14 protein-coding genes are annotated in these 13970 nt (G+C 44.8%); 12 read left to right on the forward strand and 2 right to left on the reverse strand.

The window, feature by feature from the left end; genetic code table 11:
* Positions 1-19: 19 nt before the first annotated feature.
* The gene (locus FC07_RS02475; RefSeq protein ID WP_057903542.1) at positions 20-1393 is read right to left on the reverse strand and encodes an aspartate kinase; all 1374 of its coding nucleotides are present in this window, start codon (positions 1391-1393) and stop codon (positions 20-22) included.
* A gap of 224 nt (positions 1394-1617) precedes the next feature.
* Between FC07_RS02475 and FC07_RS02480 the strand changes: the two genes are divergently transcribed.
* Complete coding sequence (locus FC07_RS02480; protein ID WP_155797753.1) at positions 1618-1833, forward strand: hypothetical protein; 216 nt, start codon at positions 1618-1620, stop codon at positions 1831-1833.
* 93 nt (positions 1834-1926) lie between these two features.
* Here FC07_RS02480 and FC07_RS15540 read toward each other — a convergent pair whose 3' ends face one another.
* A complete protein-coding gene (locus tag FC07_RS15540) occupies positions 1927-2043 on the reverse strand; it encodes a DUF4044 domain-containing protein (protein ID WP_083483170.1) in 117 nt (38 codons plus the stop codon).
* Between the two features lie 169 nt (positions 2044-2212).
* Here FC07_RS15540 and FC07_RS02485 point away from each other — a divergent pair, with 169 nt between their 5' ends.
* From FC07_RS02485 to ftsZ, 11 genes are all read left to right on the forward strand, one after another.
* Positions 2213-2566 carry a DUF3397 family protein gene (locus tag FC07_RS02485; RefSeq protein ID WP_057903544.1) on the forward strand — a complete coding sequence of 118 codons (354 nt, stop codon included), beginning with the start codon at positions 2213-2215 and terminating at the stop codon, positions 2564-2566.
* Positions 2567-2747: 181 nt separating this feature from the next.
* On the forward strand, positions 2748-3179 hold the full coding sequence (mraZ, locus tag FC07_RS02490; RefSeq protein ID WP_057903545.1) for a division/cell wall cluster transcriptional repressor MraZ: 432 nt from the start codon (positions 2748-2750) through the stop codon (positions 3177-3179).
* A gap of 17 nt (positions 3180-3196) precedes the next feature.
* Positions 3197-4144, forward strand: a complete 948-nt coding sequence (rsmH, locus tag FC07_RS02495; RefSeq protein WP_235807437.1) for a 16S rRNA (cytosine(1402)-N(4))-methyltransferase RsmH — start codon at positions 3197-3199, stop codon at positions 4142-4144.
* Between the two features lie 32 nt (positions 4145-4176).
* Positions 4177-4575 (forward strand): cell division protein FtsL, encoded by a 399-nt coding sequence (ftsL2, locus tag FC07_RS02500; RefSeq protein WP_235807438.1) that lies wholly within the window; start codon positions 4177-4179, stop codon positions 4573-4575.
* Positions 4576-6732 (forward strand): penicillin-binding protein, encoded by a 2157-nt coding sequence (locus FC07_RS02505; protein ID WP_057903548.1) that lies wholly within the window; start codon positions 4576-4578, stop codon positions 6730-6732.
* Between the two features lie 24 nt (positions 6733-6756).
* Complete coding sequence (mraY, locus tag FC07_RS02510) at positions 6757-7722, forward strand: phospho-N-acetylmuramoyl-pentapeptide-transferase (protein ID WP_057903549.1); 966 nt, start codon at positions 6757-6759, stop codon at positions 7720-7722.
* A gap of 100 nt (positions 7723-7822) precedes the next feature.
* The gene (murD, locus tag FC07_RS02515; RefSeq protein WP_057903550.1) at positions 7823-9202 is read left to right on the forward strand and encodes a UDP-N-acetylmuramoyl-L-alanine--D-glutamate ligase; all 1380 of its coding nucleotides are present in this window, start codon (positions 7823-7825) and stop codon (positions 9200-9202) included.
* A gap of 1 nt (position 9203) precedes the next feature.
* Positions 9204-10298, forward strand: a complete 1095-nt coding sequence (gene murG / locus FC07_RS02520; RefSeq protein ID WP_057903551.1) for an undecaprenyldiphospho-muramoylpentapeptide beta-N-acetylglucosaminyltransferase — start codon at positions 9204-9206, stop codon at positions 10296-10298.
* Positions 10299-10315: 17 nt separating this feature from the next.
* Positions 10316-11167 carry a cell division protein FtsQ/DivIB gene (locus FC07_RS02525; protein WP_057903552.1) on the forward strand — a complete coding sequence of 284 codons (852 nt, stop codon included), beginning with the start codon at positions 10316-10318 and terminating at the stop codon, positions 11165-11167.
* A 140-nt stretch (positions 11168-11307) separates the two neighbouring features.
* The gene (ftsA, locus tag FC07_RS02530) at positions 11308-12654 is read left to right on the forward strand and encodes a cell division protein FtsA (RefSeq protein ID WP_057903553.1); all 1347 of its coding nucleotides are present in this window, start codon (positions 11308-11310) and stop codon (positions 12652-12654) included.
* 43 nt (positions 12655-12697) lie between these two features.
* Positions 12698-13966: a cell division protein FtsZ gene (gene ftsZ, locus FC07_RS02535; protein WP_057903554.1), complete on the forward strand. Its 1269-nt coding sequence runs from the start codon at positions 12698-12700 to the stop codon at positions 13964-13966.
* Positions 13967-13970 lie beyond the last annotated feature (4 nt).

The following is a 13970-nucleotide window of genomic DNA, read 5'->3' on the forward strand; positions in this document are numbered from 1 at the left end:
AGCAAATCGACTTTTTTGATTAGCGCTGTAGCTTTTTGGCAGGCTTGAAAAAGGCCTTGTAGAGACTGCGGACTGTGTTGGCAGTGTCCTTTTCACGGATCCCAAACATAATTGAGACTGGGGAAGCGCCGTGGTTTAAGGTCACCAGGGAAACACCCGCTTGGGCAATGCTGGTCGTGGCTTTGGCCATCATCCCAATATGATCTTGAATGCCTTCACCAACGATCATGACTAAGGCGTAGTGATGGATCACCCGTAAGTCATCTGGTTTGATGGCTTGCCGAATTTCATTGAGCACTTTTGGTTCAATGTCCGGGGTCAATTCGCTTTCGCGAATGATGATCGTCACATCATCGATTCCTGATGGAATGTGTTCAAAGCTCACATGGTTCTCGTCTAAAATTTGTAGAATTTTAGCCACAAACCCGACCTGCTTGTTCATTAAGTATTTACGCACATAAATGCCTAAGAAACCTTTGTCACTGGCAATCCCTGAGATCGGCTTTTTTGGATCATAAATTTTTCGAGCAGAGATCAATGTCCCGGGTTTTTCAGGATGGTTGGTATTCTTGACCCGGACAGAGATCCCGCCTTCAATGGCTGGAATCAAGGCCTCATCATGAAAAACTGAGAAACCAGCATAAGAAAGTTCACGCATTTCACGGAAGGTGAGATGGTCAATGGGTTCTGGGTGAGGGACGATTCCAGGATTGGCGGCGTAAATCGCGTCAACGTCCGTAAAGTTTTCATATAATTCGGCTTTAAAGGCGCGGGCGAAAATGGCGCCAGTAATATCGGAGCCGCCACGCGAGAAGGTGCAAATCGCACCATTTTCAGTATAACCGAAGAAACCAGGAATAATGAGAATTTCCTTGGATTTACGGAAAGTGGCCAACTGTTGGTAGCTACTTTCTAGGACCTGTGCATCGCCCGGGCAATCTGTAACCACTAAACCAGATTCGTGCGGGCTTAAGTAATGGCTGGGCATGCCCAAATGGTTTAAAATCGCAGCGACTAATTTGGCGTTATTATCTTCGCCCGCGGCCTTAAAGGCGTCTAAAACATAAGCTTCTGATGCATAGTCTTGTTCTGGTAAGCCTAAAATATGGGTCTCGATCGGCTTGAAGTCAGCAGCCGGTAGTTCAAAACCGGCTGCAATCTCGCGGTAACGCGCTAAAATTTGAGATTGAATGGGTTCTAAAGGTTGTTTTGCCAAGTAGGCTTGGGCGTATTGGATCAATAGATCGGTCACCTTAATATCGCCACTAAATCGTTTACCTGGGGCCGAGACAACCACTGCTCGGCGTTTACTATCGGCGCGAATAATATCGATCACCTTTTGGAGCTGACTACTAGAAGCCAGGGAACTGCCCCCGAACTTTGCAACTTTCACAACCAATCCACTTCTTTCCAAAATTAAAAATAAATTAATTTTAGAATAGCAAATCCTCATAGAAAAGGCAATTAGGGATTGGGTGCATCTCGACCGATCTGCATGTGTTTGTCGGGGGGCTGTTCCTAGCAAAGAAGGGGCAAGCTTGCTAAGCGTTCCGCAGTAAACGGCATTATGATCACATGCTGTCCATTCTAGCGGCCGAAAACCGTCACGCCAGAAACATGGCACCAGCTAAAGACGCTATTGTATCTTTGCTGTCGCAAAGGTCTTATTTTCGCTGGCTGTCCATTCTGGCGGCCGAAAACCGTCACGCCAGAAACATGGCACCAGCTAAAGACGCTATTGTATCTTTGCTGTCGCAAAGGTCTAATTTTCGCTGGCTGTCCATTCTGGCGGCCGAAAATCATCACGCCAGAAACATGGCGCTAAAAAAATAGCCCCAGACCCAAAAATAGGTCTGCGACGCTGTTTGTCGTTTATTCTGGCAAGGTGTAGCGCCAAAAAAATAGCGTTGCAACAACGCTACAACGCTAAAATAACCCCAGAGAGCCAGCTGCACCGAGGAAGACGCCACCGACTGTTGCAATCAACATGATCCAAATGAAAATTTTTGTGATTTTTGTAAACGTGCTGGTTTCTTTCTTCATTGATTAGACACCTCAATTAAATCGTTTCAAGGACATTTTAAATTCTAACCTAGTTTACCTTGTCTGATTTTAGATTGCAACTAAGCTGGCCAGTTGTTTTAAACAAAACTTGCCAGTTGGCCAGGCTGCGGGTTAAGATGACATTAATGAATAGAAAGTGGGAAATGACATGCGCTATTTTTGGCTTTGGGTTGCGTTACCGTGGGTGCTTACATTGGGCTATTACGTTGTGCGTCAAGTTTTGCCGCTAACGTGGCGCCGCCGTTTACGGCCGGTGGATCTCATGACGCTGTGCTTATTGATTCCCCTTTATGTGATGCTCCGCTTTAAGTATCAATTAGCAGCCGGTAGTTTGATTTTGGTTTTTGTCATGTTAGCAGGGATGTTTAGTGCCTTTTTCCTAGCGTGGCATCGTGGTGAAATTTTATTTAAAACTTTCTTTAAGTTTTGGTGGCGCCTGATGTTCTTTGTGAACTTGATCAGTTACGTCGGATGCCTGATTGGCCTAATATTCGTGAAATAGCGACGCGGGAAACTGCGTTTTTTTTGTACCTAAAAATCGTCCCCCACACCTTGAAAAGGCTGTTAATTCAAGTTAAATATGACATTCTCGTGACAAAAAAGGGATTTCATCTTGAAGTTATGGTAGAAAGTGGGGGGATGTGGTAGACTTTAAATTGTGCATCAGTGAGTGAGGTGAGAGTATGTTTATGGGTGAGTACCATCATACGATTGACACAAAGGGTCGCTTGATCGTTCCCGCGAAATTTCGGGAAGCGTTAGGCCCTAAATTTATTGTGACACGTGGGATGGATGGCTGCCTATTTGGATACGCCGTTACGGAATGGGAACTGCTTGAGCAAAAGCTCCGACAGTTACCCTTGACAAAACGCGATGCACGGGCATTTGTTCGGTTTCTTTATTCAGCTGCAACTGAATGTGTGGTGGATAAACAAGGCCGCATCAATTTGCCAGAATTACTGCGGCAACACGCAGGACTTGAAAAAGCATGTGTGTTGCTGGGGGTTTCCAATCGTATTGAAATTTGGGACCAAAGTCGTTGGGAAAAAGCCAGCGCTGAAGCGGCCGAAAATTTTGATGACATTGCGGAAAATATGCTTGATATTGACTTTTAAAAACAAGGGAGTAACCGTTGATGGCCTTTAAGCACCAAACCGTTTTGCGACAGGAAACGATTGACCAATTACAAGTAAAACCAGATGGTATTTATGTCGATGCCACATTAGGTGGCGGCGGTCATAGTGAATTATTATTATCGCAGTTGGGACCAGCTGGGCATTTATATGCGTTTGATCAAGATCAAACGGCAATTGATAATGGTCAACAGCGTTTGGCACCTTATATTCAGCGGCAACAAGTGACGTTTATCAAGGCCAATTTTCGGTCGTTAACCGCGTCATTAGCTGAACAAGGGGTAACGGCCATTGATGGGATCATTTACGATTTAGGTGTTTCATCGCCGCAATTTGATGAAGCGCAGCGTGGCTTTAGTTACAAATTAACGGCACCACTGGATATGCGCATGGATCAAAGCGCCACCTTAACGGCACAGACGATTGTAAATGATTGGCCGTATGCTGATTTAGAACGGGTGCTTTACCGTTATGGGGAAGATCGTTTTCCAAAGCGTGTGGCGCGGGCCATTGAGCGGGAACGCCAAATCAAACCGATTGAAACGACGACAGAATTAGCTGAAATCGTTAAAACAGCGATTCCAGCAGCGGCGCGTCGTAAAGGCGGCCATCCTGCCAAACGAACGTTTCAGGCGCTACGGATTGCCGTCAATGATGAATTAGGTGCCGCGGAGGAGTCTTTGGAAGCCGCGATTGCTTTATTGAAACCAACTGGACGGGTTTGCGTGATCACATTCCAGTCCCTTGAAGATCGGTTGGTTAAAACCATTTATCGCGATCATGCGCGGCTACCAGAAATGCCACGCGGGTTACCCGTACGCGGCGATTTAGCGACGGCTGAGCTTAAAATCATTACCAAGAAACCCATTGTACCAAGTGAAACAGAATTAGCTACCAACCGCCGGGCGCACAGTGCCCACCTACGTGTTGCTGAAAAACAAATTTAAATTGAGTGATCTTATCAAATAGGATGTGGTGCATGATGCTAGATGAAAGTACAGCAAGAGATTTAACGGCCTTAACACAGCCCGAAACAACAGCCCCTCAGGTGCAGCCTGAGATACATACAGCGGCGCAACCTGCACCACAAGCAGTGCCTCGTCAGCATGTGGCCTTTTCAGTGTTTGAAAAGGCCGCCGTGGTTGCTTTAGGGTTAGTTGCTGTAGCTTTGTGTACGTTGATTGTTTCCAGCAAAATTGCATTGGCCAGTACCCAACGCAATTTAGAAAATGTTGGGCGGTCGATTACCAAAGTTGAATCGGACACCACCGATTATAAGCAAGAGGTCAACGAATTGATGCAGACGAACCATCTTGATTCTGTTGCGTCTAAAGATGGCCTAAAACTTAATGAAGCAAACATAAGGAATGTTAAATAAATGAAGTTTTTTCAAAAAGAGCGATTGTTAAATAAGGAGAATCCACGGGTGAGCCGACGTTATTTAGGCGCCACTTTCTTTGGCATTATTATTGTGGTATTTTTCATATTTATCGGTCGTTTTTCTTATATTGCCATTCATGGGCAAATTAATAATAATAATTTAAGCCAAAAAACGGCTGCACTTTATCGAAAAGATACGGTTATCAAAGCCAAGCGAGGGACGATTTACGACGCCTCTGGGAATGCCATTGCAGAGGACACCACGACTTATTCGGTTTATGCGGTTTTGGATAAAAAATATGTCAATGCCAAGCATAAAAAATTGTATGTCACGGATAAGCAAAAAGTGGCAAAGCTGTTAAGTGCGTATTTACCAATGAGCCAGGCGAAGATTTTAAAGACGTTACAAACCAAAAACGCCTTTCAAGTCGAATTTGGCACAGCAGGTAAAAATTTATCTCTGGCGATCAAACAAAAAATTGAAGCAGCTCATTTAAGCGGGGTCTACTTTACGGCAACCCCGGCCCGATTGTATCCCAACGGCATTTTTGCGTCGCATCAAATCGGTTTGGCGCAGGCGGCCAGTAATTCAACGGACACCACCCTAAAAGGTGTGATGGGAATCGAGCAAGGGTATAATACGATTTTAAGTGGTAAAAACGGCAGTAAACAAGTCGACCAAGATTCCTATGGTTACCAATTGCCAGATAGTAAAACCAAATATAAAGCGGCTAAAAATGGCAGTGATATTTACTTAACTTTGGATTCACGGTTGCAGTCTTATCTGGAAACATTAATGACGAAGGAACAAAAAAAGTTCAATCCCAAGTCAATGACGGCCGTTTTAATGAATCCGAAAACGGGGCAAATTTTAGCTGCCTCACAACGGCCAACTTTTAACCCACAAACCGGGGCGGGCTTTGGTTCAGCCAATGCTTGGCGCGATATTTTAACGGAAGATAGTTATGAACCTGGTTCTGTGATGAAAGTCTTCTCACTGGCATCGATTATCAATGCCGGTAAGTATCCCCCTAACGCCTACTATCAGTCTGGCAAGATCACAGTCGGCGGTGTCACCGTGCATGATTGGAACACTACTGGTTGGGGCAGTATTCCGTATTCTCAGGCGTTTCCAAGATCAAGTAACGTTGGGTTTGTTCATCTAGAACAGATCTTAGGTCACAAGAAATGGTTGGCTTACTTAAAGAAGTTTAAGTTCTTAAAAGCGACGCATTCTGGGTTGCCAGGTGAAGCTAGTGGCAGTGTTCAATTTGGCTCTGCTGCTGATCAGTCGATCACCGCTTTTGGGCAAGGCATCAATGTGACAGTGATGCAAATGATGCAAGGCTTCTCAGCCATTGCCAATGGCGGAAAAGAAATGAAGCCGCAGATCATCAGCAAAGTTGTGAATAGCCAAACCGGCAAAACCACCACGTATCAACCGCAACAAGTGGCAAAACCAGTCACCAAGAAAACCACTAAAAAGGTGATCAGTGCCATGCGGGATGTGGTGAATAAGAAGTATGGCACTGGGACGGCTTATAAGATCAAAGGACAAGATATTGCGGTTAAAACTGGGACGGCGCAAATTAGCGGTTCTAATGGCTATTTAACCGGATCAAATAACTATATTTTCTCAGTTGTCGGGATGGCACCTGCTAGCAATCCAAAGTATGTGTTGTACATTACCATGAAACAACCACAAAATATTCAGTCAACTGATGCCACGAACTTGTCTGATATTTTCAAACCAATGATGACGCGGGCATTAGCTTATAGCAATGTGACCACCACCAGTAGCACTGAAAGTACTGCAACCATGAAAAAGTTAAGTGGTGAAAGTGTGACGAAGGCCAAACAGGTCCTTGACAAGCAAAAGTTAAAGCCGATTCAAATTGGAACTGGGAATACGGTGGTCCAACAATCACCAGTTTCCGGTACACAGCTGTTAAGCAATCAACGGGTCTTACTATTAACCAATGGCGCCATGACCATGCCAGATGTGAGTGGTTGGTCCAAGAGTGATTTGTTGCGCTTAGAACAATTAACGGGTAAGACCTTTAAAATCACGGGGACTGGTTATGCCAAAACCCAAAGTTTACCAGCCAATTCGTTAATGAATTCGGCAAAAACCATTACTGTTACCTTAGAATAACCAAAATAGGAGCGAGAGAGAATTATGCAAGCAACAGCAACATTGATCCCCATTGTCAGCAGCTTTGCCATTACGTTTATGGTGATGCCACTGTTTATTGGTTACTTCCGGATGAAAAAGGAAGGCCAAGTGATTCGTGAAGAAGGACCGAAATGGCATGAAAAAAAATCAGGGACGCCTACCATGGGTGGTTTGGTGTTCTTGATTGCCAGTGTGATCTCAACGATTTGGGTTGCCATTTGGCAGCATCAATTGACACCACATGTTTTGATCACTTTGTTTATCCTGGTGCTCTATGGTGCCTTAGGGTTTATGGACGATTCGATTAAACTGTTTGAAAAACGGAACCTGGGTTTAAGAGCTTGGCAAAAGCTGTTAGGTCAAATCGTTGGCGGTTTGATTTTTACTTGGGTGTACGTTGCCACAGGGTTACCATTGTCATTGAACCTGCCCGGTTTGGGTGAAGTGCCGTTAGGCTTTTTATACGCGGTTTTCATTTTGATCTGGTTGGTTGGCTTCTCCAATGCGGTGAACCTCACGGATGGGTTAGATGGCTTGGTTGCTGGTACGGCGACCATTGCGTTTGTCACGTACGCGATTATTGCCCAACACGAAGGCCGCACCGATATTTTGATTTTCTGTTTAACGATTATTGGTGGCTTGATCGCATTTTTCTACTTTAATCACAAACCAGCAAAAATCTTTATGGGGGATGTCGGTTCGCTGGCCTTAGGTGGCGCCTTAGCCGCTGTTTCCATTTTGTTACACCGTGAATTTTCATTGTTATTGATCGGCTTGGTTTTTGTGATTGAAACCGCCAGTGTCATGATCCAAGTGGCAGTGTTCCATTTAACCGGTAAGCGGGTTTTCCGGATGAGTCCGATCCATCACCATTTTGAAATGCTAGGTTGGTCTGAATGGCGCGTGGTTTTGACGTTCTGGGGCTTTGGTTTATTGTGCGCAGTGGTTTACTTGGCGTTATTCTTATAAGATTCAGTTAAGAGCAGTTGGGCGGCCTTGAGCCGGACTGCTCTTTCGTTGACAATAAAGGTTAGTGTACTTATTTTATGAATAAAGGGAGATTTTGGCAGTGAAGTCAATTCAGGATTATAAAAATAAGAAAGTACTCGTATTAGGGTTAGCCAAAAGTGGGGTTAATGCAGCACGGTTGTTAGTGAAACTAGGGGCTTTCGTCACGGTAAATGATAAGAAAAAGTTTGACGATAACCCAGAGGCACAATCCTTATTAGCAGAAGGTATTCGTGTGATCACCGGCAGTCATCCGTTGGCCTTGCTAGATGAAGATTTTGCTTTGATGGTGAAAAACCCTGGTATTCCTTACGATAACCCATTGGTTGCTGGTGCTTTGAAAAAAGGCATTCCCGTGATCACGGAACCAGAATTGGCTTATGAAGTCTCAGAAGCGGCCTTTATTGGGGTCACTGGGACAAATGGGAAAACCACGACGACCACGATGATCAGTCTGATGCTGAACCAAAATCGACCGGCTGGTAAAGCCTATGTTGCTGGGAATATTGGGGTGCCTGCCAGCAAAGTGGCGCAAGAGGTTACCGCGGCCGATACCATGGTGACTGAATTATCCAGCTTTATGTTAATGGGTATTACCAAATTAAAGCCACATATTGCCGTATTGACCAATGTTTATACCGCGCATATTGACTATCATGGCAGTCGTGAAAAGTATATTGAAGCCAAAATGCGGATCGTGATGAATCAAACCGCTGACGATTACTTTGTTGTGAACTGGGACAATCCTGAATGGCGTGAACTCAGCAAACAAACTAAAGGGCAAGTGGTGCCATTTTCACGACAAGATCAGATTGAAACCGGTGCTTATGAAAAAGATGGCCTATTATATTTCCGTGGGGAAGCCATTTTACCAGCAAGTGAGATCAATGTGCCTGGCGATCATAACGTGGAAAATGCGTTGGCAGCTTTAGCAGTGGCAAAATTATCCGGCCAATCAAACGAGGCGATTGCGGAAGTGTTACGCACGTTTACTGGCGTTAAGCATCGCTTACAATTCGTGACAGAATGGCAACAACGGCGTTTCTACAATGACTCAAAGGCAACTGATATTGAAGCCACTGAAATGGCCTTAAAAGGCTTTAAACAGCCAGTCGTTCTGTTGGCAGGCGGCTTAGACCGCGGCTTTACGTTTGAACGGTTAGTGCCGGCCTTAAAGGCGCATGTCAAGGCCATGGTCTTGTTTGGTGAAACGGCCGAACTGTTGAAACAAGCAGGCGAAGCGGCAGGCATTCAAAACATCACGCTGACCAAAGATGTGGCAACAGCTTTGCCAATTGGTTATGGGTTTAGTGAACCAGGTGACATTGTCTTACTGTCACCTGCTAACGCTAGCTGGGATCAATATCCTAACTTTGAAGTGCGTGGGCAAGTCTTTATTGATGGTGTTGATGAATTGAAACGTAAAAATGGAGGACAATAACATGCGGGTTATTTTTTCAGGTGGCGGCACGGGCGGCCATATTTACCCGGCACTGGCCTTGATCCAGCGGCTACAAGAACGCCAGTTAGCAGATGATATTTTGTACGTTGGGACGCAACGTGGACTGGAAAGTCGCATTGTGCCACAAAAACAAATTGCGTTTAAAGCAATTGAACTACAAGGGTTTAAACGTTCTTTATCATTGGATAACGTTAAAACAGTTGAACTCTTTTTAAAGAGTGTTCACACGGCTAAAAAGATGATCCGCGACTTTAAACCGGATGTGGTGGTTGGCACTGGTGGGTATGTTTCCAGTGCGGTGCTTTATGCAGCGGCGCGCTTGCATATTCCGACGATCATCAATGAACAAAATAGTGTGGCTGGGGTGACCAACCGTTTCTTAGGTCATTTTGTGGATCGGATCTCCATTGCGTTTCCCGATGTTGCGGCGCAATTTCCAAAGCAAAAGGTGGTTTTAACTGGGAATCCACGGGCGCAACAAGTGGCCAACATGCAGCCGAGTGATCGGTTAAGCGATTATCATTTAACAGCGGATCAGCCCACCTTATTGATTTTTGGCGGCAGTCGTGGGGCTGAAAAAATCAACCAGGCGTTTATCGAAGCCGTACCAGCTTTAAATCAAAAGCCTTATCAAGTGTTATTTGTGTCAGGTCGCGTACATTTTGATAAAATTAAAGCGGCTTTGGCCGATCAAAAAGTGAATGCCAATATTTCCGTGCAACCTTATATCAACGATATGCCTCAAATTTTACCAGAGGTCGCTGTAATTTTAGGTCGGGCAGGAGCGACTTCCTTATCGGAGATCACAGCGCTAGGGATTCCATCGATTTTGGTGCCAAGTCCGTATGTGACCAATGATCATCAAACCAAAAATGCCAAAAGTTTGGTGAATCAGCAAGCAGCTAAAATGATTACAGAGGCCGAATTAAACGGCCAAACATTGGTTAAAACGGCTGATGACATGATGACAGATGCGGCATTGCGGCAGTCAATGGCCGCAAATGCGAAAAAATTAGGCGTGCCGGATGCGGCGGATCGCTTTATTGAAGTGATGCAGGCCTTGATCTCAGATTAAAAGAGGGGGCGAAACTGGTGGCAAAAAAACGCCAGCAACCGCAAAAGTCTGAACCAGCTGAGCTCACCCCTTGGGAAGCCTATCAGGCTCAGCAAAAACAAACAAAACAAAAAAGTTCGGGTCATAAGCGAACCATTGAAAGTAAGTTACCGAAGCTCAAAGAAGTGCGCCGCAAACGATTACGCCGCCGGTTATTGGTGTTAGTCGTGATTTTAACGGTCTGCTTGTTAGGGGCTGGTTATTTTGCCTCACCACTGAGTCGGGTAGGCACCTTGAACATTGAAGGCAAGGGGCAAACCACGTTAAGTGATCAGGCGGTATTGGATGCCACGGGCATTAAGCCTAATGATTTGGTAATCAAAACTTTGTGGCAACGTAAACAGATCACCCAACGCGCCCTTAAAAAAGAAGCCAAGCTCAGTGCGTTTCAATTTAAGCTCACTAACTACCATCAGTTAACCTTACAGTATCGTGAACATAAAATGGTGGGGGTCTTGTTGCAGGCCGGTCGATATTATCCAATTTTGTCCACAGGCCGGATCACCAACGATGGCAGTGGCAAACAATCAAAAAGTAATTATACGGTTTATAGTCAATTTACCCCAGGAAAAACGTTAACGGCCATGGTGACACAGTATGATCGGCTACCGGTTAAAATTCGCAGTGCTATTTCTGAGATTCATTATGTGCCCACCAAGGTCAACCCGCAGCGCATTCATTTATACATGACAGATGGGAATCAAGTCTATGCGACCATTAAAACATTTGCCAAAAAGATGCACTACTATCCTAATATTGCGAAGCAAATGACGAAAAAAGGAATTATCAATTTTGAGGTCGGCGCGTATTCCTATCCGGCAAAATCATAGATTGTTCATTATCTCATAGAAAACGCATTGTTTTAGGTTAAATTGAACTTTAAAAAACAAGTTTGAATGTGTTAAAATCGAGCTATATGATGTAAAAATAACTACAAATATTGAAAATAATTTAAGGAGGTTCCACACTTATGGGAAATACTGGCATCTATGTTGGGCTAGATATTGGAACCACCTCAATAAAGGTCATTGTCGCGGAGTACATTAAAGGGCAAATGAATGTTATTGGTGTGGGGAGTGAACGCTCTGAAGGCCTTAGTCGTGGTGTCGTTGTTGATATCGATAAGGCCGTGACCGCCATTCAAAAAGCAGTAAAGCAAGCAGAACAAAAAGCAAGTATTGAAATTCAACACGTTTCAGCCGGCATTCCAGCCAATTTGTTGGAAATTGAATCCTGTCAAGGGATGATCGCCGTTGCCAATGAATCACGTGAAATCAGTGATGCTGATGTAAAAAATGTGGCATCCGCTGCATTGGTCCGTAATTTACCGCCAGAACGTGAGATCTTAACGATTTCACCAGATGAATTTATTGTCGATGGTTTTGATGGCATTAAGGATCCCCGGGGCATGTTAGGGGTGCGCTTGGAAATGCATGGCACCATTTTAACAGCGCCTAAAACCGTGATCCACAATATGCGCAAGTGTATTGAACGGGCTGGTTTGGTGTTAGACCAATTGGTGGTCAGTCCATTAAGCATTGGCAAATTGGCGTTAACTGACGGTGAACAGGATTTTGGCACGGTACTGATCGATTTAGGCGGTGGCCAAAGTTCAGCAGCTGTTATTCATGATCATAAATTAAAATATACATATGTTGATCAAGAAGGCGGCGACTACATCACCAAGGATATTTCAGTGGTGTTAAACACGTCATTTGAAAATGCCGAAAAGCTCAAACGTGATTACGGTTACGCTGATTCACTACAAGCATCAGAAGCGGAAACTTTCCCAGTGGAAGTCGTGGGCCAAGATGCACCCATTTCAGTTAATGAAAAGTATTTGTCTGAAATTATTGAAGCGCGGCTCACACAGATCTTTGAAAAAATGGCAACTGCGCTTGGTCAAGCTGGCGCATTGAACCTGCCAGGTGGGATTGTGATCACCGGTGGGGTAGCCGCATTACCAGGTATGGTTGAATTAGCAAGTGATATTTTTGATCATCAGGTTAAACTTTATATTCCAGAGGCGATGGGCTTAAGACATCCTTCATTTGCACAAGCGCTAGGTTTGATCAACTACACCGCACATTTAAGCGACGTTGATTTAATCGTTGCCAGCACCTTAAGTGGTCAGATGCCAGTGACAAATACGGCAGAAGCACATACCAGTTGGCAAACACCGGTTGCAGAACCAACGCGGCCGCAAGCACAACCAAGCCAATCAGTGGCACAACCTGAGCAACAAGCACCAAAATCAACGGATGATCAAGGAATTGGCGCAAAATTCCGCAAATTCTTAGGCAACTTTTTCGAATAGCAGCTAGTGGCTTAAAAAGCCCGCAAATTTAGGAGGGAAAATTATGGAATTTTCATTAGACTCAACGCAAAACTCTGGGGCCATCATTAAAGTGATCGGTGTCGGTGGCGCTGGTGGCAATGCGGTTAATCGGATGATTGCCGAAGATGTAAAAGGGGTCGAATTTATTGCGGCCAACACGGATGTGCAAGCATTGGACAACTCTGATGCTGAAACCAAGATTCAATTAGGGGCTAAGTTGACCCGCGGTTTAGGGGCTGGCGCAACACCTGAAATTGGGCAAAAGGCCGCTGAAGAAAGTGAAGAAGCCATCGCCGAATCATTAAAAGGTGCTGACATGATCTTCGTTACAGCCGGTATGGGTGGCGGCACTGGGACTGGTGCAGCACCAATTATTGCTAAAACGGCCAAGGATCTCGGTGCATTAACCGTTGGGGTGGTCACACGGCCATTTAGTTTTGAAGGACCACGCCGGGCTAAAAATGCTGCTGAAGGCATTGCCGAAATGAAGACACATGTGGATACTTTGGTGATTATTTCCAACAACCGGTTATTGGAAATCGTGGATAAAAAGACACCAATGTTGGAAGCTTTCCAAGAAGCCGACAATGTTTTACGTCAAGGTGTCCAAGGAATTTCTGATTTGATCACCTCACCTGGCTATGTCAACTTGGATTTTGCCGATGTGAAAACCGTGATGCAAAATCAAGGTTCTGCTTTAATGGGTATCGGTTCTGCAACGGGTGAAAACCGGACTGCAGAAGCAACAAAGAAGGCCATTTCATCACCACTTTTGGAAGTGTCCATTGATGGCGCTGAACAAGTCTTATTGAACATTACCGGTGGTCCAGATCTGTCCTTATTTGAAGCCCAAGATGCATCTGATATTGTGTCACAAGCATCAACCAGTGATGTTAATATTATTTTCGGGACTTCAATCAACGAAAGTCTTGGCGATGAAGTGATCGTCACCGTGATCGCAACTGGGATCGATGCGAAGAAGGAACAAAACGCACGGCGTAACGCACGTGGTACCGCTGCACCACAACAACAAACAAAGCCACAAACGTCACAAAACACGCAACAAGCAACACCGCAAAAAGATCCATTTGGTGACTGGGACATTCGTGAAGAACCTAGTAAACGTCAAACAACAAACAACGACAACACTGAATTTGGCCAAACGAAAAAACCAGAATTTGATATTTTCAAACGTAGCCAATCTGCCGATGAAGCAAGCAATGATAACAGCGCCAACGAGAATAATAGTGGCTTAGATACACCACCATTTTTCAAACGGCGTCGGCACTAAAAAG

The sequence above is a fragment of the Loigolactobacillus bifermentans DSM 20003 genome, from assembly GCF_001434575.1.
Lineage (GTDB): Bacteria > Bacillota > Bacilli > Lactobacillales > Lactobacillaceae > Loigolactobacillus > Loigolactobacillus bifermentans.